General features: G+C 50.3%; 21 protein-coding genes, 1 tRNA gene and 1 pseudogene. 20 read left to right on the forward strand and 3 right to left on the reverse strand.

Annotation, left to right across the window (positions count from 1 at the left end):
* Positions 1–52: 52 nt before the first annotated feature.
* A tRNA-Gly gene (locus AYY16_RS10380) sits at positions 53–128 on the forward strand.
* 721 nt (positions 129–849) lie between these two features.
* On the opposite strand, the gene queG is transcribed toward AYY16_RS10380, so the two are convergent.
* On the reverse strand, positions 850–2,007 hold the full coding sequence (gene queG, locus AYY16_RS10385) for a tRNA epoxyqueuosine(34) reductase QueG (RefSeq protein ID WP_067365943.1): 1,158 nt from the start codon (positions 2,005–2,007) through the stop codon (positions 850–852).
* 196 nt (positions 2,008–2,203) lie between these two features.
* On the opposite strand from queG, the gene tsaE reads away from it, so the two are divergent.
* The 16 genes and pseudogenes from tsaE to rplI all read left to right on the forward strand — a co-directional run bounded on the left by tsaE (position 2,204) and on the right by rplI (position 17,965).
* Positions 2,204–2,668, forward strand: coding sequence for a tRNA (adenosine(37)-N6)-threonylcarbamoyltransferase complex ATPase subunit type 1 TsaE (tsaE, locus tag AYY16_RS10390; protein WP_067365946.1), 465 nt, complete (start codon positions 2,204–2,206; stop codon positions 2,666–2,668).
* A 13-nt stretch (positions 2,669–2,681) separates the two neighbouring features.
* Positions 2,682–3,986: an N-acetylmuramoyl-L-alanine amidase gene (locus AYY16_RS10395; RefSeq protein ID WP_067365949.1), complete on the forward strand. Its 1,305-nt coding sequence runs from the start codon at positions 2,682–2,684 to the stop codon at positions 3,984–3,986.
* Positions 3,987–4,005: 19 nt separating this feature from the next.
* A complete protein-coding gene (gene mutL, locus AYY16_RS10400) occupies positions 4,006–5,904 on the forward strand; it encodes a DNA mismatch repair endonuclease MutL (protein ID WP_067365951.1) in 1,899 nt (632 codons plus the stop codon).
* The gene (miaA, locus tag AYY16_RS10405; RefSeq protein ID WP_067365953.1) at positions 5,897–6,835 is read left to right on the forward strand and encodes a tRNA (adenosine(37)-N6)-dimethylallyltransferase MiaA; all 939 of its coding nucleotides are present in this window, start codon (positions 5,897–5,899) and stop codon (positions 6,833–6,835) included. The genes mutL and miaA overlap by 8 nt, the downstream gene beginning before the upstream one ends.
* A gap of 107 nt (positions 6,836–6,942) precedes the next feature.
* Positions 6,943–7,251 (forward strand): RNA chaperone Hfq, encoded by a 309-nt coding sequence (gene hfq, locus AYY16_RS10410; protein ID WP_067365956.1) that lies wholly within the window; start codon positions 6,943–6,945, stop codon positions 7,249–7,251.
* 98 nt (positions 7,252–7,349) lie between these two features.
* Complete coding sequence (gene hflX, locus AYY16_RS10415; protein WP_067367208.1) at positions 7,350–8,630, forward strand: ribosome rescue GTPase HflX; 1,281 nt, start codon at positions 7,350–7,352, stop codon at positions 8,628–8,630.
* A gap of 87 nt (positions 8,631–8,717) precedes the next feature.
* Positions 8,718–9,965 (forward strand): FtsH protease activity modulator HflK, encoded by a 1,248-nt coding sequence (gene hflK / locus AYY16_RS10420; RefSeq protein WP_067365959.1) that lies wholly within the window; start codon positions 8,718–8,720, stop codon positions 9,963–9,965.
* A gap of 2 nt (positions 9,966–9,967) precedes the next feature.
* On the forward strand, positions 9,968–10,984 hold the full coding sequence (gene hflC, locus AYY16_RS10425) for a protease modulator HflC (RefSeq protein WP_067365963.1): 1,017 nt from the start codon (positions 9,968–9,970) through the stop codon (positions 10,982–10,984).
* A gap of 188 nt (positions 10,985–11,172) precedes the next feature.
* On the forward strand, positions 11,173–12,471 hold the full coding sequence (locus AYY16_RS10430) for an adenylosuccinate synthase (protein WP_067365966.1): 1,299 nt from the start codon (positions 11,173–11,175) through the stop codon (positions 12,469–12,471).
* A gap of 206 nt (positions 12,472–12,677) precedes the next feature.
* Positions 12,678–13,106, forward strand: a complete 429-nt coding sequence (gene nsrR, locus AYY16_RS10435; RefSeq protein WP_067365968.1) for a nitric oxide-sensing transcriptional repressor NsrR — start codon at positions 12,678–12,680, stop codon at positions 13,104–13,106.
* A gap of 29 nt (positions 13,107–13,135) precedes the next feature.
* A complete protein-coding gene (gene rnr, locus AYY16_RS10440) occupies positions 13,136–15,577 on the forward strand; it encodes a ribonuclease R (RefSeq protein ID WP_067365971.1) in 2,442 nt (813 codons plus the stop codon).
* Positions 15,578–15,654: 77 nt separating this feature from the next.
* Positions 15,655–16,390: pseudogene (rlmB, locus tag AYY16_RS10445) on the forward strand (23S rRNA (guanosine(2251)-2'-O)-methyltransferase RlmB).
* Positions 16,391–16,540: 150 nt separating this feature from the next.
* Positions 16,541–16,930 (forward strand): 30S ribosomal protein S6, encoded by a 390-nt coding sequence (gene rpsF / locus AYY16_RS10450; protein ID WP_004241366.1) that lies wholly within the window; start codon positions 16,541–16,543, stop codon positions 16,928–16,930.
* A 5-nt stretch (positions 16,931–16,935) separates the two neighbouring features.
* Complete coding sequence (priB, locus tag AYY16_RS10455; protein ID WP_067365973.1) at positions 16,936–17,253, forward strand: primosomal replication protein N; 318 nt, start codon at positions 16,936–16,938, stop codon at positions 17,251–17,253.
* Positions 17,254–17,257: 4 nt separating this feature from the next.
* Positions 17,258–17,485: a 30S ribosomal protein S18 gene (rpsR, locus tag AYY16_RS10460; protein WP_004234502.1), complete on the forward strand. Its 228-nt coding sequence runs from the start codon at positions 17,258–17,260 to the stop codon at positions 17,483–17,485.
* 30 nt (positions 17,486–17,515) lie between these two features.
* On the forward strand, positions 17,516–17,965 hold the full coding sequence (rplI, locus tag AYY16_RS10465; protein WP_067365975.1) for a 50S ribosomal protein L9: 450 nt from the start codon (positions 17,516–17,518) through the stop codon (positions 17,963–17,965).
* 86 nt (positions 17,966–18,051) lie between these two features.
* Here rplI and AYY16_RS10470 read toward each other — a convergent pair whose 3' ends face one another.
* Positions 18,052–18,651, reverse strand: a complete 600-nt coding sequence (locus AYY16_RS10470; RefSeq protein WP_223861210.1) for a LysM-like peptidoglycan-binding domain-containing protein — start codon at positions 18,649–18,651, stop codon at positions 18,052–18,054.
* A gap of 264 nt (positions 18,652–18,915) precedes the next feature.
* Between AYY16_RS10470 and AYY16_RS10475 the strand changes: the two genes are divergently transcribed.
* The 3 genes from AYY16_RS10475 to AYY16_RS10485 all read left to right on the forward strand — a co-directional run bounded on the left by AYY16_RS10475 (position 18,916) and on the right by AYY16_RS10485 (position 21,064).
* Complete coding sequence (locus AYY16_RS10475; protein WP_067365979.1) at positions 18,916–19,536, forward strand: peptidylprolyl isomerase; 621 nt, start codon at positions 18,916–18,918, stop codon at positions 19,534–19,536.
* Positions 19,537–19,679: 143 nt separating this feature from the next.
* Positions 19,680–20,420: a 3'(2'),5'-bisphosphate nucleotidase CysQ gene (cysQ, locus tag AYY16_RS10480; RefSeq protein WP_067365983.1), complete on the forward strand. Its 741-nt coding sequence runs from the start codon at positions 19,680–19,682 to the stop codon at positions 20,418–20,420.
* A gap of 440 nt (positions 20,421–20,860) precedes the next feature.
* Positions 20,861–21,064: a DUF1107 domain-containing protein gene (locus AYY16_RS10485; RefSeq protein WP_067365985.1), complete on the forward strand. Its 204-nt coding sequence runs from the start codon at positions 20,861–20,863 to the stop codon at positions 21,062–21,064.
* 77 nt (positions 21,065–21,141) lie between these two features.
* On the opposite strand, the gene paeA is transcribed toward AYY16_RS10485, so the two are convergent.
* A complete protein-coding gene (paeA, locus tag AYY16_RS10490) occupies positions 21,142–22,494 on the reverse strand; it encodes a polyamine export protein PaeA (RefSeq protein WP_067365988.1) in 1,353 nt (450 codons plus the stop codon).
* Positions 22,495–22,736 lie beyond the last annotated feature (242 nt).

Consider the following 22,736-nt stretch of genomic DNA (forward strand, 5'->3'; position numbering starts at 1 on the left):
GAATCTCGTTTCCCGCTCCAAATTTTAGTTATCAGGTATACACCGTTGTGATGCGGGAATAGCTCAGTTGGTAGAGCACGACCTTGCCAAGGTCGGGGTCGCGAGTTCGAATCTCGTTTCCCGCTCCAATCTCTTTTCTTCTTATATCGTTTTTCTCTTCTGTTCATTTTCTGTTGTAAAAATACCATTATTATTTTTCTGTCTTTCTGAATGCCGCTGCTTTTAGTTAAATTGTTGCCGGTATAAATAAGCATCTGTGTCCGCCGCTGCGGAGAATAATCGCCTGTAATGATTCATAACGGAATAATGCTGATTATTTAACCGGTTAAGGCGATTTTTCTGAAAAAATCAGGTAAAACGCTTGCTAATCCGGGGCTGGCGAAATAGAATGTGCGCCCTCTCTGATGAAGGTCAGGCAGCGGATCACCGGTGGTGATTATTTAAACACAAACAGATTGCCAACGGGACTTTCCGGCAGGTTTTCGGGTTAGTTTCCGGTTTATACCCTCTTTCAGGGGATAATTAAGGTAAACTGACAGATTATTTTTGTCCGCGTGTTATTTTTTATCCATAATCAGGTGCGCCACGCTATTAACATCCTGCGCGCTCAGTCACACTTTCCTGCACAGAGTTATCCACAGATCGGATTTTGACGCCTGTTCTTCTGAATACGGTAAAACTTCGCATGTCATTTATTTAATTCATTGATATTTATATATTAATTTAATTTATGCTATTTGCGTGACAGCTCTCTTGCATTTTTTTCTTCACGTTGATAGACAAGGTTTTTTTTATATTATTCACAACTCATAGCATTGTGGATAACTTTTTCTGCTATAGGGGGAAGGCTCAGGCGTCGCGGGGTAAACCTTTGGAAATAGCACGAATAAGTCGTTTTTGCTGTGAAGTCTGTATTTCAATACCGGATTCATCTCTTTTCACATACTGACAGGCAACCGCCCAGTCAATATGCTCATCCAGCCAGTCTGCCAGCCCTTTTTTCTCTGTCAGGGCAATTACAATATTATCTTCATAAGGCGCATTGCCGAGTGCAACACTGATATTTCTCAGCCAGCGCAGATACCCGATACGCCGTATCGCGGAGCCTTCCGTGATGCGCAGAAAGGTGGCTTCATCCCATGCAAAAAGTGTCAGTAACTCAGGTGTATGCAGTTGTTTACGCGGTGAAAAATCATCTTCATCAGTCAGCTGTGAAAAACGGTTCCACGGACAGATAAGCTGGCAGTCGTCGCAGCCGTAGATCCGGTTACCCATCAGCGGGCGGAATTCTTCAGGGATCGCACCTTCCAGCTCGATAGTCAGATAAGAGATGCAGCGGCGGGCATCAATAGTATAAGGCGCCACAATTGCCTGTGTCGGGCAGGTGGTCATACAGGCCACACAGCGTCCGCACTGCTCTTCAACCGGTTGATCAACAGGCAGAGGCAGGTTAATCAGAAGTTCTCCGAGAAAAAACCAGGAGCCGGCATCACGATTTAAAACAAGTGAGTGCTTACCAACCCAACCGAGACCGGCCTTCGCTGCCAGAGGGCGTTCGAGTACCGGCGCGGAATCAACAAACGGGCGGTAACTCAGGGAATGATCGGATGTCAGCGTATCGCAGTGTGCCTGAATACGCTCACCAAGCTGTTTCAGCCGTTGGCGCAACAGCTTGTGATAGTCCCGTCCCAGAGCATACCGGCTGATATAACCCTGTGCGGGGTTTTGCAGTGTGGCGGCAAATGCTGCTTTGGCAGGCAGATAGTTCATCCGCACACTGATAACACGCAACGTGCCGGGCAGTAATTCATGAGGGCGCGCGCGCATCATGCCGTGGCGCGCCATCCAGTCCATCTCTCCCTGATACCCGGCATCCAGCCACGCCTGCAGTTTCGGCTCTTCGGCACTGAGGTCTGTATCGCAGATACCCACCTGCTGAAAACCAAGTTCATTTCCCCACTGTTTTATCTGTGCGGCGAGGGCGTGTAAATCGGGGCTATTGCTCATGATGTGAGTACTTGCTTACTATGCAGAGGGCGGTCCGGAATGGGGCGGAGTTTATCACAGACTGCCGGACACAAAAACCGCACATTATTGTCGTTTTATCGCACACGGCTATGCAGGTATAATGCCGTAATGTGGTATGTTTATTACGAAACACGCTCAATTATTTCAATAAAAATAACCTGTGACGAAAAAGAACATGAAAGAACGCCTTTTTACGCTGGCAGATGAAGCTGCCACGGTTGCACTGGGCCGCGCATTGGCGCAACAAAGCCAGCGCGGGTTTGTCCTGCATCTTTTCGGTGATTTGGGCGCCGGTAAAACCACATTCAGCCGCGGTTTTGTTCAGGCTCTGGGTCACTCCGGGCATGTTAAAAGCCCGACATACACACTTGTTGAGCCTTATGAGCTCTCCCCGCGTCCGGTTTATCATTTTGATCTGTACCGCCTGTCTGATCCGGAAGAACTGGAATTTATGGGGATCCGTGACTATTTCGGAAAAAATACAGTTTGTCTGGTGGAGTGGCCACAAAAAGGGGCGGGTTTTCTGCCGGATGCAGATTTGGAATTGCACTTACGGTATGATGGAGAAGGTCGGGAAGCCCGTTTTGCTGCCCGCTCACCCTATGGTGAGGAACTCCTGGATAAGTTAGCGGAGAAATAAGGAATTGCCGAGAATGAATGCATATCTGACACGGAAACCGGGTTTAACCTCAGTGTCATGGCTGGCGGGGCTTTTATTTTGTATGAGCCTCCTGTTTACGGTCACCGGACAGGCTGCGGTACTGACAGCGCTGAATGTGACCAATGACGGGTCACAGGGTACATTGTTACTCGATTTTGATGCAAAACCGGATTACAAACTGTTTCCGCTGCACGACCCTGAACGGTTGGTGATTGATATCCGCCAGTCACAGAAAATTACCGGGCTGCCGATGAAGCTCAATAACGGGCTGATTAAGGTTGTCCGGGAAAGCAAGGCTCCTGATGCACAACATCAGCGCATTGTGCTGGAGCTGGCAGAGAAAAACAGTGTCCGCGACGCTGTTGTGAATAAGGGCGGGCAGCCTCAGCTGGTCATTACCCTGACCGGAAAGAATGGTTATTCATCACCGGCATCTGCTCCGGTGGCAGCGGCACAGCCGGTGACCGGTTCCGGTAAACCGCTGAGGATGAATAACAGCGCACCGGCTGTTTCTGCACCGGTCGCAGAGCCTGTTCAGACAAAAATCCCGGTAGTACCGACAGGTAAAATACCGAAAAACAGCCGTCAGGTTGTGGTCGCGATTGATGCCGGGCACGGCGGGAAAGATCCCGGCGCGATTGGTCAGAACGGACTGAAAGAAAAAAATGTCACTATCAGTATCGCCCGCAAGCTTGAAAAACGCCTGAAAAATGACCCGATGTTTAAACCGGTTCTGACCCGCGACGGAGACTATTTTATCTCAGTTGCCGGGCGTTCAGAGGTTGCCCGTAAATTCGGCGCCAATATGCTGGTGTCTGTTCACGCAGACTCTGCACCAAACCGCACTGCGCGGGGTTCTTCTGTATGGGTGCTCTCTAACCGCCGTGCAAACAACGAATTAGGCAGCTGGCTTGAGAAGAGCGAGAAGCAATCTGAGTTACTTGGCGGCGCAGGGGATGCACTGGCAAATGGTGCGGATCCGTATCTCAGCCAGGCGGTGCTGGATTTGCAGTTCGGTAACTCTCAGCGGGTCGGCTATGCCGTGGCACAGGATGTTATCCGCCAGCTCCGTCAGGTGGGTAAAGTTCATAAAGGTACGCCGGAACATGCTAGTCTCGGGGTTCTGCGCTCGCCGGATATTCCGTCCATTCTGGTGGAAACCGGGTTTATCAGTAATGAATCCGAAGAGCAGCTTTTAGGATCAGATACGTATCAGGAGCAGGTCGCTGCCGCGATCCACGGCGGATTACGCGCCTATTTTACGGCGAATCCGCTCCAGGCCGCGCCGTCCAAATAACAGAGAAACGGGAGCGATTATGGCAATCCGGATTTTACCGCCACAGTTGGCAAACCAGATAGCCGCCGGCGAAGTGGTTGAGCGCCCGGCATCGGTGGTAAAAGAGCTGGTGGAAAACAGTCTGGATGCCGGAGCAACCCGTATTGATATTGATATCGAACGGGGCGGGGAGAAACTGATCCGCATCCGTGACAATGGCTGCGGAATAGCCAAAGATGAGCTGGCATTAGCGCTGGCACGCCATGCGACCAGTAAGATCGCCACGCTGGATGACCTTGAAGCCATCATGAGTATGGGGTTTCGCGGCGAGGCGCTTGCCAGTATCAGTTCGGTATCCCGCCTGATGCTTACGTCAAGGACTGAAGATCAAAACGAGGCCTGGCAGGCGTATGCCGAAGGGCGCGATATGGCGGTAACCCTGAAACCGGCGGCACACCCTGTCGGCAGTACAGTGGACGTGATCGATCTCTTCTTCAATACCCCCGCCCGGCGCAAGTTTATGCGCACAGAAAAAACCGAGTTCGGTCATATTGATGAGATTGTCCGCCGTATTGCGCTGTCACGTTTTGATGTGGCGATAAATCTGACCCATAACGGCAAGCTGATGCGTCAGTACCGCGCAGTTAAAGCAGACGATCAGCATGAACGGCGCTTAGGCACTATTTGCGGCACTGTATTTATGCAGCATGCTTTGGCAGTTGCCTGGTCTCATGACGGGCTGGATATCAAAGGCTGGGTGGCGTCACCGGTGGATTACAGCGGTCCTGCGGATTTGCAGTACTGCTATGTAAACGGACGGATGATGCGGGACCGCTTAATTAACCACGCGATCCGTCAGGCGTATGAAGATAAGCTGGGCAGTGACCGGCAGCCCGCCTATGTGCTCTACCTGGAGATTGACCCGCGTCAGGTGGATGTTAATGTTCATCCGGCAAAACACGAGGTACGCTTTCATCAGGCGCGTCTGGTGCATGATTTTATTTATCAGGCCGTACTCAGTGTGCTGAAGCAGCATGAGCAACCTGCACAATTATTTGCTCAGGAAGAGTCTGCCGCCCAAACTCATCATGTGATTGAAAACCGGGCCGCTGCCGGTAAAAATATTTTTGAACGAGAGCAAGTGCTCACACCTGTTTCCCGCCCCGGGGGTGCAGAAAATAATCCTCCCCGCAGTGAACGCAACGGTGCGCTCCCGGCATATTCTGCGGAAAAACCCGTTTACAGCGCAAAAGAAGGCGGGGTATATCAATCATTAATGCAGGTTCCGGCAGAAACAAAGCCGCAGCTGTTCCCTGAACGAAGCCGTTTTCTGTCAGAAAGCCGGGTTAGTGCGGGAAGTCAGCCGGTAACGGAAAAAAATGAGCGTGTAAGTTTTGGTAAAATCCTTACGCTTTATCCGCCGTGTTATGCGTTAATTGAAACAGATGCAGGGATAGCCTTGTTTTCCCTCAGTAAAGCAGCACATTATCTGCGTTGCCAGCAGCTTCTTCCCGGGGTTCAGGGACTGAAAGCTCAGCCGCTGATGATCCCGCTTCAGATTACGCTGAACGCGCAGGAATGTGAGATATTTACGCAATTTTCCGGGGTATTACATGCTTTCGGTATAGAAGGCTCAATTTCCCGTGGAAAAGCGACGATTCGTACGGTATCGTTACCGCTTCGTCAGCAAAATTTACCGCATCTTATCCCCGCGTTACTGAATTTTCTGGCCGCTGCACCTGATGCTGCGTCTGATGCTGTTGCCGGCTGGCTGGCAGAGCAGCTTGTCAGTGAACCGGCGGTACAGAGTAAAGCGCAGGCGGTTCAGATAGTCGCTGAGGTTGAGCGGCTCTGTCCGACCCTGGTACAGAACCCGCCAAAGAATTTATTGCAATTAATTGATTTAACTGAGGTCGTTTCGGCATTTTGTCATGAGTGAACTGAATAATCATAAACCTGCCACCCTGTTTCTGATGGGACCGACGGCCTCAGGAAAAACGGCGCTGGCGATTGAATTGCGTCAGCACCTGCCGGTGGAAATCATCAGTGTGGATTCTGCACTGATCTACAGGGGTATGGATATCGGAACGGCAAAGCCGACCGCAGCCGAACTGGCTCTTGCCCCGCACCGGCTGATTGATATTCTGGATCCGTCCGTTGCTTATTCTGCGGCCGATTTTCGCCGTGATGCGCTGGCCGCCATGAATGAGATAACCGCACAGGGAAAAATCCCGTTGCTGGTGGGCGGCACCATGCTGTACTTCAAAGCCCTGCTGGACGGATTATCACCATTACCGTCAGCGGACCCGGTTATCCGGGCGCAGATTGAGGCGCGGGCAGCACAGGATGGCTGGCAGGTACTGCATGATGAACTGTGTGTTGTTGATCCGGTTGCCGGTGCGCGGATCCATCCGAATGACCCGCAGCGCCTGAGCAGGGCGCTGGAAGTGTATTATATTTCCGGTAAAACAATGACAGAACTGACGCAGACGGCAGGGGAAAATTTGCCCTTTAATGCTTATCAGTTTGCCATTGCGCCGGCAGATCGTAAAATATTGCATCAGCGCATTGAAATGCGTTTTCAGATGATGCTGGAAGCCGGTTTTGAGGACGAAGTCCGCGTGTTGTATCAGCGTGGTGATCTTCATCCTGATTTGCCGTCGATCCGCTGTGTCGGCTACCGCCAGATGTGGTCTTATCTGGCGGGCGAATGCAATTATGACGACATGGCGTACCGCGGCATTTGCGCCACCCGTCAGCTTGCCAAGCGGCAGATGACGTGGTTGCGGGGTTGGGAGGGTGTTCAGTGGCTCGACAGCGAACAGCCTGAACAATCTCTTAAAACCGTTATGCAGGTTCTTCGTGCATAGCGCCGTTGATTGTGTACAATTAACGGGTTATGAAAATTTTTGAGTAGTTATTTTTCGAACCCTGTTTGGGTTTAATCTAAAAAACAACAAAATAAGGATAATACAGAATGGCTAAGGGGCAATCTTTGCAAGATCCGTTCCTGAACGCATTACGTCGCGAAAGGGTTCCGGTTTCTATTTATTTGGTCAACGGCATTAAGTTGCAGGGTCAGATCGAATCATTCGACCAATTTGTTATTCTTTTGAAAAACACGGTCAGCCAAATGGTTTACAAACACGCAATCTCTACCGTCGTACCTTCGCGTCCGGTTTCTCACCATAGTGGCAGCGCAAACCCGGGTACTGGTGGCAGCAGCAATTACCATCAGCCAGCCGGTAATGGCGGAGTTCAACAGGATACTGATGGCGCTGAATAAATCAGTGTCCGGACGTCATTCGCGGAAAAACATGGGTAGGGAGACTTTACCTGTGTTTTTTCCTGCGTATTTTTCACCCGTCCTGAGAGGTTATGCTGTTGTTTGACAGATATGAAGGCGGTGAACGGGCCGTACTGGTCCACGTATTTTTCTCACAGGATAAAAACACTGATGATCTCAGTGAGTTTGAATCCCTTGTGACATCCGCGGGCGTAACTCCCGTCCAGATTGTTACCGGCAGCCGCAGCTCCCCGCACCCGAAATATTTTGTGGGTGAAGGTAAAGCGGAAGAAATCGCCGGTGCCGTGAAAGACAGTGAGGCAGACGTGGTGCTGTTTAACCATGCCCTCAGTCCGGCACAGGAACGCAACCTTGAGCGTTTATGTGAGTGCAGGGTGGTCGGAAGAACCGGGGTTATCCTGGATATCTTCGCCCAGCGGGCACGGACACACGAAGGTAAACTACAGGTGGAACTGGCGCAGTTACGCCACATGTCCACGCGTCTGGTTCGTGGCTGGACGCACCTGGAACGCCAGAAAGGCGGGATTGGTCTGCGGGGACCGGGCGAAACACAGCTTGAGTCTGACCGCCGGATGCTGCGGGATAAAATAAAACTTATCGCCGGTCGTCTGGAAAAAGTAGAACGTCAGCGCGGACAAGGTCGTCAGGCGCGCAGCAAAGCGGATATTCCGACTGTGTCACTGGTCGGTTACACCAATGCCGGAAAATCCAGCCTGTTTAATCACATAACTGACGCGAAAGTCTATGCTGCGGATCAGTTATTTGCGACACTCGATCCGACACTGCGGCGGATTGATGTTGATGATGTCGGCACGGTCGTGCTGGCGGATACCGTCGGGTTTATCCGTCAACTGCCGCACGATTTGGTGGCTGCATTTAAAGCCACATTGCAGGAAACGCGTGAAGCCACCCTATTGCTTCATATTGTGGATGCTGCAGATAACCGTGCTGATGAAAATATTCAAGCCGTTGATAGTGTACTGGAAGAAATAGATGCAAATGAAATTCCGGTACTGATGGTGATGAATAAGATCGATATGCTGGAGGATTTTGAACCGCGTATCGACAGAAATGAGGAAAATCTGCCGGTCAGAGTCTGGCTTTCAGCGCAGACCGGGGCAGGTATCCCGTTATTGTTCCGCGCGCTGACCGAACGCCTTTCAGGTGAGATCGCACATCTGGAATTGTGTTTGCCTGTACAGGAAGGTCGTCTGCGCAGTCGTTTTTATCAGCTTCAGGCGATTGAGCGTGAATGGCTTGATGAAGATGGCCGGATTTGCCTTGAAATCAGACTGCCCATTGTTGAGTGGCGCCGTCTCTGCAAGCAGGAACAACAGTTAGCCGATTACGTTATCTGATTATCAGGGGGCGTAATATATTAATTAAGAGTGCGTTTTTGCGCTCTTAGCCCTGGAAAACCGATCATAAAAGAGTGGAGCGAAGGCATGGCGTGGAATCAGCCCGGCAATAACGGACAGGACCGCGACCCTTGGGGGAGCAGCAATAAAGGCGGCAACTCCGATGGTAACAAAAGCGGCCGCAACCGTGGGGCATCTGATCTCGACGATCTGTTCCGGAAATTGAGCAGAAAACTCGGTGGTCTTGGTGGTGGTAAAGGCGGAAATAACAACGGGCAGTCCGGCGGAAACAGCCGTCCGCCAATGCAGTTCGGCGGTGGGCGTCTTCTGGGCCTGGCAGCGGCTGCAGTTGTCGTCGTCTGGGCTGCAACCGGCTTTTATACGATTAAAGAAACAGAGCGTGGTGTTGTTACCCGCTTTGGTAAGTTCAGTCATGTTGTTCAGCCCGGTCTGAACTGGAGACCGACCTTTGTTGATCGCGTTACTGCGGTTGATGTGGCGACTGTCCAGGATCTGGCAACGAACGGAATGATGTTAACCGCAGATGAAAACGTCGTCCGCGTTAACATGAACGTACAGTTCCAGGTCGTGAATCCGGAAGATTATCTCTTCAGCGTCACAAACCCGAATAACAGTCTTCGCCAGGCGATGGACAGTGCGGTACGTGGTGTTATCGGTAAGTTCACGATGGAAAAAATCCTGACGGCGAACCGTACTGTTGTCCGTAACGAAACCCAGAAAGTGCTCGAGGAAACAATCCGTCCTTATAAAATGGGGATAGCGATTGTGGACGTCAACTTCCAGGAAGCCCGTCCGCCGGCAGAAGTTCAGGCCTCATTTGATGATGTGATTGCCGCCCGTGAAAACGAACAGCAGTCTATCCGTGAAGCTGAAGCCTATTCGAACGAAGTCTTACCACTGGCAAAAGGTAACGCGCAAAGTATGATTGAAAGCGCACAGGCCTATAAAGCCAGTATCGTGCTTAAAGCACGCGGTGAAGTCGCAAGCTTTGCTAAGATGCTGCCGGAATACCGCGCGGCACCGGATATCACCCGTGAACGTCTCTATATCGAAACAATGGAACGTGTGCTGAGCAATACCCGTAAAGTGATCGTAAATGATAAGAGTAACAGCATGATGGTGCTGCCTCTGGATCAGCTTATGCGTGAACAACGGGCAGCTCCGTCTGCATCAGCACCTGCGGCATCAGCAGGAACACCATCCACGCCGGCATCTCGTCCGGCACAAAACAGCAGCCAGAATCCGAATGTACCCGCTGAATACGGCGATACGTACGGGGTTCGTGGCAGCTCTGATCGCGTAGGGAGACAATAATCATGCGTAAGTATTTAGCCGTTATTGTTATTCTGGTTTTAGGCGTCCTGTATGCCTCTGTCTTTGCTGTTCAACAGACAGAGCGCGGTATTGTGCTGCGCTTTGGTAAAGTTCTGCGTGACTCAGATAACAAACCGATTGTGTATGAACCCGGTCTGCACCTGAAAGTGCCGTTTATTGAAACAGTTAAAATGCTGCCGGCCCGTATCCAGACGCTGGATATTCAGGCTGACCGTTTCTTAACCAACGAAAACAAAGACCTGATCGTCGATTCCTACCTGAAATGGCGGATCAGTGATTTCAGTCTGTATTACCTCGCAACAAACAGCGGTAATATTAATCAGGCAGAAAATCTTCTGAAACGTAAATTCAGTGACCGTCTGCGTTCTGAGTTTGGTCGTCTGAGTGTGAAAGAGATTGTGACGGACTCCCGTGGTACGTTAACAACAGAAGTTAAAAACGCACTGAATGAAGGTAGCTCGGGTAACGATCCTAAGGCAACTGATGCCGATAACGCGATTGCCGATGCAGCCGCCCGTGTTCAGGAAGAAACCAAAGGCGCACAGCTGCTGGTGGTGAATCCGAACAGTATGGCCGCGTTAGGTATTGAAGTAGTTGATGTCCGTATCAAGCAGATTAACCTGCCGGCGGAAGTCTCTGAAGCTATTTTCCAGCGTATGCGTGCAGAGCGTGAAGCGGTTGCGCGTCGTCACCGTTCACAGGGTCTGGAAGAAGCGATGAAAATTCGTGCTATTGCAGATAAAACCCGTACTGAAATGTTGGCAGAGTCAGAGCGCCAGTCATTAACACTGCGTGGTGCCGGTGATGCGGAAGCGGCTAAATTGTTTGCTGATGCATTCAGTCAGGATCCGGATTTCTATGCCTTTATCCGAAGCCTGCGTGCCTACGAGCAAAGCTTTAAGTCCGGCGGTAATGACATTATGGTGTTAAGCCCTGATACGGATTTCTTCCGTTATATGAAGGCTCCGACATCATTGCGTCCGGCGTCTGGTCAGTAAATCCGGTGCCGCCCGGCGGCACGGATAAATCATCAGCATACTGATGATCGCAACAAATATATAAAGCCCGCTTTCGCGGGCTTTATTATGTAAATTGCACAGCAGACATTTCAGAATGTGAGAAAAAGTGCTGAAAGGGCGGTCATGAGATGCTAGAATCCTTTTTTAAGCAACCAGGTAAAAACGAAATGGGTAATAACGTTGTCGTATTGGGCACCCAATGGGGTGACGAAGGCAAGGGCAAAATCGTCGACTTGCTTACTGAACGGGCTAAGTACGTTGTTCGTTATCAAGGTGGCCACAACGCGGGTCACACTCTGGTTATCAACGGTGAAAAAACCGTCCTTCATTTGATTCCGTCAGGTATTCTCCGCGAAAATGTCGTCAGCATCATTGCTAACGGTGTTGTTCTCGCACCCGATGCACTGTTAAAAGAAATGACTGCGCTGGAAGCCCGTGGTGTGCCGGTACGTGAGCGTTTACTGATTTCTGAAGCCTGTCCTCTGATCCTGCCGTATCATGTCGCACTGGATAACGCCCGTGAAAAAGCACGCGGTGCGAAAGCTATCGGCACGACCGGACGTGGTATCGGACCGGCTTATGAAGATAAAGTGGCCCGTCGTGGTCTGCGTGTCGGTGACCTGTTTGATAAAGAAACCTTTGCGCTGAAACTCAAAGAGATCCTTGAGTATCACAACTTCCAGTTAGTGAATTACTACAAAGAGCCTGCTGTTGATTACCAGAAAACGCTGGATGACATCATGGCTGTTGCTGACATTCTGACTGCGATGGTCGTTGATGTTTCAGACCTGCTGTATAAAGCAACCGTTAACGGTGAGCTGGTCATGTTTGAAGGCGCACAGGGTACATTACTGGATATCGACCACGGTACTTATCCGTATGTGACCTCATCAAACACCACTGCCGGTGGCGTTGCGACAGGGTCAGGCTTAGGTCCGCGTTATGTGGATTATGTCCTGGGTATCATCAAAGCCTACTCTACCCGTGTGGGTGCAGGTCCGTTCCCGACTGAACTGTTTGATGAAACAGGTGAATACCTGCGTACGCAAGGTCAGGAGTTCGGTGCAACAACCGGACGCAGCCGTCGTTGTGGCTGGTTAGATATCATTGCTATCCGTCGTGCTGTGCAGATAAACTCCCTGTCAGGGTTCTGCATGACTAAACTGGATGTTCTGGATGGTCTGAAAGAAGTGAAAGTGTGTGTCGGCTACCGTTTACCGAATGGTGACGTGATTGAAACCACACCACTGGCAGCAGACAACTGGGAAGGCATTGAGCCAATCTACGAAAGCATGCCGGGCTGGAGTGACAAAACTTTCGGCGCGAAAAGCCGTGAAGAACTGCCACAGGCAGCACTCAATTACATCAGCCGCATTGAAGAACTGACGGGCGTTCCTGTTGATATTATTTCAACCGGTCCGGATCGTTCTGAAACCATGATCCTGCGCGATCCGTTCGACGCATAAGGTTTTTCAGACGAAACCAGTCAGGGCCGGGCATTATTGTCCGGCCTTTTGTTTTTTGAGCGCCGGGCTTTCTGACACAGTTTGTTGCAGGAAATCCGGCGTTTTCAGTAACACTTTTTGCTTAATAAGCAAAAGAAACACATAATGATTATTCATTACATATCGTGTGATCCCCATATGGGATGACAGAACTTCCGGGGTAAAATGTGCAGTTAACCAGTTTTACAGATTATGGCTTACGTGCGCTAATCTATATGGCGTCACTTCCTGACGGCAAAATGACGAATATCACAGAAGTGACAGACGTCTATGGCGTGTCACGTAACCATATGGTCAAGATAATTAACCAATTGAGCCATTTAGGTTATGTCGAGGCGATCCGTGGCAAAAATGGCGGGATCCGCCTGGGAAAACCTGCTAATACTATACGTATCGGTGAGGTTGTCCGTGCGCTGGAGCCATTGACCCTGGTGAACTGTAGCGGTGAATTTTGTCACATTACCCCGGCATGCCGGCTGAAATCGATTCTGGGCAAAGCTATCCGGGAATTTTTGCAGGAACTGGATAAACACACGCTCGCTGATATGGTGCAGGACAATCAGCATCTTTATAAATTGTTGCTGACGGACAAATAGCGTCGGTCATGAAAACCACGGAGGACAAGATGTCAGTGGAAAAACAATCAAACGACCCTTACCAGGAACGCGAAGCGGAAAAATATGATGCCCCGATCGCGAGCCGTGAATTTATTCTTGAAATTATCCGCAACCACACCAAACCGGTCAGCCGCGACGATCTCGCGCAGGAACTGGGGTTAACCGGAGAAGAAGCACAGGAAGCATTGCGCCGCCGTCTGCGCGCAATGGAGCGTGACGGACAGTTGGTCTTTACCCGCCGTCAATGCTACGCGCTGCCGGAACGCCTTGATTTAATTAAAGGAACCGTTATCGGACACCGCGATGGCTTTGGTTTCTTACGCGTTGAAGGACAGAAAGACGACCTGTTTATCGCACAAGATCAGATGAAGCTGTGCATGCACGGCGACGTTATCCTGGCGCAGGTGATGGGTGCCGACCGCAAAGGGCGCCGCGAAGCCCGTGTGGTACGCGTAACTGAACCGAAAACCGGCCAGATAGTCGGGCGTTACTTTATGGAAGAAGGCATGGGGTTTGTCGTACCTGATGACAGCCGCCTGAGCTTTGATATCCTGATCCCGAAAGAATCCATCAACGGTGCCCGCATGGGTAACATCGTGGTGGTGGAACTGACCCGCCGCCCGGCCAAACGGGTACAGGCGCTCGGTGAAATCACTGAAGTACTGGGCGAAAAAATGGGCACCAGTATTGCCGTGGATATTGCCCTGCGCAAACATGATATTCCGTATACCTGGCCGGCTCAGGTTGAGCGTCAGGTGGCTGATGTCAGCGAAAATGTGCCGGAAGAAGCTAAAAAAGGGCGTGAAGATTTACGTGCGCTGCCATTAGTCACGATTGACGGCGAAGACGCCCGTGACTTTGATGATGCGGTTCACTGTGAAGCTAAACGCGGCGGTGGCTGGCGTCTGTGGGTGGCGATTGCTGACGTAAGTTACTATGTGCGCCCGCAAACCGCGCTGGATGACGAAGCACGCAGCAGGGGTAACTCGGTATACTTCCCGTCCCAGGTTGTTCCGATGCTGCCGGAAGTGCTTTCTAACGGAGTCTGTTCACTGAACCCGCAGGTTGATCGCCTGTGTATGGTCTGTGAAATGACTATCTCATCAAAAGGTAAATTATCCGGTTACCGTTTCTTTGAAGCCGTGATGAGTTCCCACGCCCGCCTGACTTACACCAAAGTATGGAAAATTCTTGAAGGGGATGAAGAGCTGCGTGAGCATTATGCGCCGCTGGTAAAACATCTCGAAGAACTGCATAAATTGTATAAAGCACTGGCGGAAGCACGTGATGAGCGTGGCGCGATTGCATTTGAATCAGAAGAAGCCAAATTTATCTTTAATGCAGAAAAACGGATCGATCGTATCGAGCCGGTGCAGCGTAATGATGCGCACAAACTGATTGAAGAGTGCATGATCATGGCGAACGTGGCAGCGGCAAGATTCGTTGAGAAAAACAACGAACCGGCACTGTACCGTGTCCATGACCGTCCGAAAGAAGAGAGCGTCGGTAATCTGCGGACCGTATTCAACGAGCTGGGACTGACCCTGCCGGGCGGACTGACACCGGAGCCGAAAGATTATGCGCAGGTCATGCGTGATGTGGCAGAGCGTCCTGACAGTGAACTGTTACAGACCATGCTGTTGCGCTCCATGAAGCAGGCAATTTACGACCCGGACAACCGTGGACACTTTGGCTTGGCGCTGCCGGCGTATGCGCACTTTACATCACCTATCCGTCGTTATCCGGATCTATCGTTACACCGCGCTATCAAATATCTGCTGGCAAAAGAGCAGGGTGAGAAACCATCCAAAACCGGCGCATGGCACTACGATATACCAGGCATGCTGCAACTGGGGGAACACACCTCCATGACCGAGCGCCGCGCGGACGAAGCAACGCGTGATGTGGCAGACTGGCTGAAGTGTGACTTTATGCAGGATCAGGTCGGTAATGTATTCAAAGGGCTGATTACCAGTGTGACCGGTTTCGGGTTCTTTGTCCGTCTGAATGAGTTGTTTATTGATGGTCTGGTACACGTATCAACACTGGATAATGACTATTACCGCTATGATAATGTCGGCCAGCGCCTGATTGGTGAGTCCTCAAATAATGTGTACCGCCTCGGTGATGAAGTTGAAATCCGCGTGGAAGCTGTACATATGGATGAGCGCACGATTGATTTCGCATTGATTTCAAGCACGCGACGCGCCCGCAATGAAGGTAAAACCGCGAGAACCCGTGCGCGTACCGGTCAGACCGGTGATAAACGCCGCAGCGGGAAAAAAGACGACGTTACCCGTGAGAAAAACTTCGAGCCGGACAGTGCGTTCCGCAAGAAGAAAAAAGACGGTGACGCGCCGAAAGCACCAAAAAGCCCGAAATCACCCCGGACCAAAAAAATTGAAGCGAATATAAAGGCGAAGCGCGCGAAGAAAAAAGCCGCAAAATAATTGCCTTTAGTTCATTTTTTCCCCGGTGAGGCGGTAGCGCCTCACCGGGTATATTATCCTGCAACAAACGGAACGTTATGAGTGAAATTATTTATGGTATTCACGCCGTGGATGCCTTGCTGGCGAGTGATCCCAGCCGTTTTATTGAAGTCTATATCTTAAAAGGGCGCGAAGACCGCCGTCTTATCCCGGTTGCTCAGGCACTGGAAGCGGCCGGTATCCGTGTTCAGGTGGCAAACCGCCAGTGGATGGACAGCCAGGCTGAAGGTGGCGTGCATCAGGGTGTTATCGCTAAAGTTAAAGGCGGTCGTCAGTATCAGGAACAGGATCTGCCGGATTTACTGGCAGAGCATGAAACACCTTTCCTGCTGGTGCTGGATGGCGTGACTGATCCGCACAATTTGGGTGCTTGTCTGCGTACTGCGGACGCTGCCGGTGTTCATGCCGTGATTATCCCGAAAGACCGCTCGGCGCAACTGAATGCGACAGTTAAAAAAAGTGGCATGTGGTGCGGCAGAAAGTGTTCCGCTGATCCGCGTGACCAATCTGGCCCGTACATTGCGCCAGCTGAAAGATGAAAATATCTGGATTGTCGGCACTGCAGGTGAAGCGACACACGATCTCTATCAGAGCAAGATGACCGGTCCTGTGGCGCTGGTCATGGGTGCGGAAGGCGAAGGTATGCGCCGCCTGACCCGCGACCTGTGCGATGAGCTGATCAGCATCCCGATGGCGGGGGCGGTATCCTCTCTGAATGTCTCTGTGGCAACGGGTGTGTGTCTGTTTGAAGCCGTACGCCAGCGCGGAAAATAATCGCGCACCGCGAACTATTGCCTTGTCTTTTGCATCGGGCGTGGGTATAGTTATGCGTCAAATTTTTCAGCCGCACTTAAACAAGTTCCTTGCCTCTCAGGGTTGCGGTTGCCCGGACTGGAGGCTAATAATCCGTAAGGAGCACTACTAATGCGTCATTACGAAATCGTCTTTATGGTTCATCCGGACCAGAGCGAACAAGTACCGGCAATGATCGAGCGTTACAAAACTGCTATTACTAATGCAGAAGGTCAGATCCATCGTCTCGAAGACTGGGGTCGTCGCCAACTGGCTTACCCAATCAACAAACTGCACAAAGCTCACTACGTTCTGCTGAACGTTGAAGCACCGCAGGAAGTGATTGACGAGCTGGAAACTATTTTCCGCTTCAATGATGCCGTTATCCGCAGCATGGTTATGCGCGTTAAGCACGCGGTGACTGAACCTTCTCCGATGGTTAAAGCGAAAGACGAACGTCGCCCGCGCGACATGTCTGACGACATTGAAGAAAATGATGAAGCTGAGGAAACTGAAGAGTAATAACGGTGTCCGCTAACCGTCTGGTGTTATCCGGCACAGTGTGCAGGGAACCCATCCGGAAAGTAAGCCCGGCCGGAATTCCGCATTGTCAGTTTGTGCTTGAGCACCGCTCACAACAGCAGGAAGCCGGACTTAGCCGGCAGGCATGGTGCAGAATGCCCGTGGTTGCCAGCGGACTAACCATCCAAACCATTACTCGCAGTATAACGGTCGGCAGTCATATAACCGTTCATGGATTCATCAGCACCCATCAGGGTCGCAATGGATTAACGAAACTGGTTCTTCATGCCGAACATATTGAATTAATAGATTCTGGAGACTAGCCTTATGGCACGTTATTTCCGTCGTCGTAAATTCTGCCGTTTCACCGCAGAAGGCGTTCAAGAGATTGATTATAAAGACATCGCTACGCTGAAAAACTATATCACTGAAAGTGGTAAAATCGTACCAAGCCGTATTACCGGTACAAGTGCGAAATATCAGCGTCAGCTCGCTCGTGCTATCAAGCGTGCCCGCTACCTGTCTTTACTGCCTTACACTGATCGTCATCAGTAATCGGCACCGTCCATTTAAGAGGATAAGGTAATGCAAGTTATTCTGCTTGATAAAGTAGCGAACCTGGGTAGCCTGGGTGACCAAGTAAATGTTAAGTCTGGTTATGCACGTAACTTCTTAGTACCGCAAGGTAAAGCTGTTCCTGCAACCAAGAAAAATATCGAATTCTTCGAAGCACGCCGCGCAGAACTGGAAGCTAAATTAGCTGACGTTCTGGCAGCAGCTCACGCTCGTGCAGAGAAAATCAATGCCCTGGGCGTTGTGACTCTCTCTTCTAAAGCGGGTGACGAAGGCAAATTATTCGGTTCTGTCGGTACTCGTGACATCGCTGATGCTGTAACTGCAGCTGGTGTTGATATCGCGAAAAGCGAAGTTCGTCTGCCTAACGGCGTTCTGCGTACTCTGGGTGATCATGAAGTTCACTTCCAGGTTCACAGTGACGTGTTTGCAGAACTGAATGTGAAGATTGTTGCTGAGTAATCTCTGATTACGATGTAAACATCTTTGAAAGACGCTGGCTCAGGCCAGCGTTTTTTTTTATGTTTTACATCATAAAGGCTTTTACATCATGAACGGCGGTAACTGCCGTCTTTCTGGCGTTTAAAGGTCACGGACTGTCCGCTGGTCTTATCAATTGTCAGCTCTGTAATCGCTTTGTCTTTCCCCCGGATAACCCGTATTTTATCTCCTGCCTCAACCTGGTTCAGCGGCTTTTGCGCCCCTTCAACGGCGGTCATCCGGAATAAATCATCAACCGGTAACCCGTTATTACGGAAAACCTGCGCGATTGTCTGTCCTTTTTTTACCGTAAACCGCTGCGCTACAAGCGGAGCATCCTGTGCAGCTGTAACGACAGGTGCTGTTTCTGTGATGACCGGTGGCAGTTCTGCCGGGAGTTGTGGTACCGGATCCTGAGCCTGAGCAACAGGCGGCAGGTTATCATCCTGTGGCAGGGTATTTTCTGTTGTGCCCTGTGTGTCGGTAAGCTGACGCTGTGCCATCAGGTCACCCAGCGGATCATCCTGTACCGGTGGTGTCAGACCGATAGTCTGTGGCGGAGATGTCACCGGCGGTTTGGGTGCGGATGGCCATAAAAACAGCACAATAATAACAATCAGCGCGATGGCGGCGATGGTATAAAGATGGAATTTGGGCAGTAACCGCATAGTATTTCCCCGCTATTGTGCATGCGTTATAATCATCAGACGTTCTTTCAGTGTAGCAGTCGCCTCCCTGAAATTATTCGGAATTAGTCCTGTTTTATAATTTGTTTCCTGTGTTTATACCCGATGCTGTTCAGGACGCAGGCAGGTTTAATGAATAAGGACATGTCTGTTGGCTGTTGCATCAGCTTTCACTGATAATCGGGTTTACCGGGGTACATGCTGCTGTTATGCTTGTCCGTCTTACTTATTAATCAGGTATCTCTCATGACACAACCGACTTTTGACACGATGGAAGCACAGGCAAGCTACGGAATTGGCTTACAAATCGGCCAGCAATTACAGGAATCCGGACTGAGCGGATTAGTACCGGAAGCGATTCTTGCCGGTATCACTGACGCATTAGCCAATAATCAGCCTGCTGTCGCGGTTGATGTTCTTCATCGTGCCCTGCGTGAAATGCATGAGCGTGCTGATGCTGTCCGCAATGAAATGCAGGCAGAGCTGGTAAAAGATGGCATGCGCTTTCTGGAAGAGAACGCAAAGAAAGAAGGTGTTTCATCCACTGAGAGCGGTTTACAGTTCTCTGTTATCACTCAGGGTGATGGTCCGATTCCGGCGCGCACTGACCGTGTCCGCGTCCACTATACCGGTCGTCTGACTGACGGCACTGTGTTTGACAGCTCTGTACAGCGCGGTGAGCCGGCTGAATTCCCGGTCAATGGCGTGATCGCAGGCTGGATCGAAGCACTGACCCTGATGCCGGTTGGTTCTAAATGGGAACTGTATATCCCGAGCAACCTGGCTTACGGTGAGCGTGGTGCCGGTGCTTCTATCCCGCCATACAGCACACTGGTCTTTGAAGTTGAGCTGTTAGAGATCCTGTAAGTACGGATTGTGTTACCAAAAGCAGAATATTCGAAATGGCCGGTTTTCACCGGCCATTTTTGTTTCTATACTCAAGTTTCAGATCTCCGGAGACGTGAATAGAATAGCGCGGCTCACTAACCGTTCTGTGAAAGAGGTGAAGGATGCTCAATCAAATTTGTCACCTGGCCCGGCGGGCGGGCGAGGCTATCATGGATATTTATCATCATCCCGACACGATGAATATTTCAGCCAAGGCGGATAACTCGCCGCTGACCGCCGCCGATCTCGCGGCACATCATATTATCCTGCAAGAACTGACGGCACTGACCCCGGATATCCCGGTGCTCTCTGAGGAAGATCCGCAAGCCTGGTCTGAACGTCAGCACTGGACACAATACTGGCTGGTGGATCCCCTCGACGGCACAAAAGAATTTATCAGCCGTAACGGGGAATTCACGGTAAATATTGCGCTGATAAGTGATGGTGTTCCGGTCATGGGGGTGGTGTATGCCCCGGTGACGGATGTGCTCTATTTTGCAGAAGGACCGCGCGCCTGGCGTGAACGTGGCGGGCAGCAGATGCAGATTAAAGTGATAAATGCCGAATTACCGATGGTGGTTATCAGCCGTTCCCATCAGGATGATGAGCTGGCGGATTACCTGGCGCAACTGGGGCCGCATGAAACACAGGCAATTGGTTCATCCCTGAAATTCTGCCTGGTGGCGGAGGGGAAAGCACAGTTGTATCCGCGCTTTAACCCGACCCATATCTGGGATACCGCAGCCGGTCATGCAGTTGCGTTGGCAGCGGGTGCGCACATCACTGACTGGAATGGCAAGACTCTCGATTATACACCGCGTGAATCGATGATTAACCCGGGATTTCGCGTCAGCAGTTTCTGACCACCATTTGATCTCTGAAAAGCCCGTGTAATATGCATGGTTATGCAAATTACACGGGCTTTTTTTTGTTTAGTAAGAATACGCGGTATATCATTTATTGATTAAGTTCTTACGCTTTTTATTATTTATAAAAGTTATAATAATTATAAGGTTATTGTTTATATATCATATTGTGATGCAGTATGTTTCTGGTGTGATGAAGATCTATTTTCTTATGGTTTTGTGAAGTACATCGTAGCAGTATGTCATTTTATGTAAAAATAGTGATTAAAACACATGATTAGTGAACCCCTGATGAGGATTCTGGTCTACCCTGTAATGCATACCCAACGTCATTCAAGATGCAGCCAACGAACCTGCAGTTTGAATGAATAAGGGTATAAAGGTGATGTCAGTAATTTTACCTGTAACCGAAAGGTAAAGGGGAGGACATAAGAGTGATGAAGATTTTTGCCCGTTACAACCCGTCTCAGATAGCGCGCTATGTGAAAACATTGTTCCGTGGTCGGCTGTATATACAGGGAATGGGAGCGTTCGAGTTTGATTACGGTAAGATTTTACCGCCGAAAGTCAGAGATAAACGTCATCTGAGCGCAATGAGTGAGATTAATCAGCAGGTATTGTTGCTGCAGGCGCAATTTTAGCCGCATTAACAATACCTGATGAAAAATAAGGGTTGGTTTTACGGCTGTTGACCGCGGGTATCCGGTGTTACGTCAGACTAACCCTCTTTGTTTTCTCCTGCCGCAGGCGGCAAGGGGGAAACCGGTAAAATAACCGCAGTGACCGGGGAGTCCGGAATTCGCGTAACTAATAACTGGTCAATCTTATAGTTATCAATATCAACGACTTCAAATTTATAACCGACATATTTTACATAATCTGTGCGTTTCGGGATCCGGCGCAGTTTGTACATCATAAAGCCGGCAATAGTTTCATAGTTGCTGTCATCCGGAAACTCATCAATATCCAGCACCCGCTGCACATCTTCAATCGGCGTACCGCCTTCAACCAGCCATGAGTTTTCATCACGGGCAACAATTTGTTCTTCCTGTCCCTGACCCACCAGGTCACCCATCAATGTAATCATCACATCATTGATTGTGATAACACCCATCACCATCGCGTATTCATTGAGGATGATAGCAAAGTCTTCACCGGCGTTTTTAAAGCCTTCCAGGGTATCAGACAAACTGAGTGTGTCCGGGATCATCAGTGCCGGGCGGATTTGTACGCCATCATGCAGGTTCAGGCTCTGACCAATCAGTACGCGGTTGAGCAGATCTTTGGAATCAACATACCCGAGGACATGATCAAGACCCCCGTCACATACCAGGAATTTTGAATGTGGCTGTGTGGAAATCTTTTCTTTAATACTTTCTTCGCTTTCCTTCCTGTCAAAGTAAACGATACTTTCACGCGAGGTCATAGCGGAAGGGACAGTACGGGATTCCAGTTCAAACACGTTTTCAATCAGTTCGTGCTCCTGCTTGCGCAGTACACCGGCGACAGCGCCGGCTTCCACGACGGCGTAAATATCATCAGATGTAATATCTTCATTACGCGCCAGCGGAATTTTGAATAGTTTGAAGAACAGATTAGATAAGCCGTTAAACAGCCAGGCCAGCGGGCGCAGTACAGCCAGACAAAAACGCATCGGCTGAACAATACGGATAGCCACGGCTTCGGGCTTGATCATTCCCATCCGCTTAGGCGTCAGGTCAGCCAGCAGGATAAACATGGAGGTGACGATAACAAATGAACATATGGAGCCGAGCTGTTGTGCGGCGGTATCAGACACAATGTTCTGAAACATAGAGCGCAGTGCCGGTGAAAAAGCAGATTCCCCGACAATACCGGCGAGGATCGCCACAGCATTCAGCCCAATCTGCACCACGGTGAAAAACATTCCCGGTGCTTCCTGAAGGCGGAGAACCAGCGCGGCATTCGCGTTGCCCTCGTCGATCATGATTTTGAGCTTTATACGCCGTGAGGCGGCAAGCGAAATTTCTGATAATGAAAAGAATGCGCTGATGGCGCAAAGTAACAGTACAATTAATACACTATTTAACATATAGGTTCCGAATGGCCGGCACGTTTGCCTGAGGCAGTGCTGTTATTGATTATGCGTGGCGACCGGTTATTTTTGAGATATTTATACTCGTCATACTTCAAAATGCCTGGGTGTTGACTGCGCTCAGCTCATCGGGTCACATACTGATGTATGCTCCCCGGCAATCGGAGCTTGTCGCCTGCATGCATTCCGAATTATTTAGAGTATTGAGTATAAATATCGGATATAAAAAGAGAAATACG

The sequence above is a fragment of the Morganella psychrotolerans genome (assembly GCF_001676155.1).
Taxonomy (GTDB): domain Bacteria; phylum Pseudomonadota; class Gammaproteobacteria; order Enterobacterales; family Enterobacteriaceae; genus Morganella; species Morganella psychrotolerans.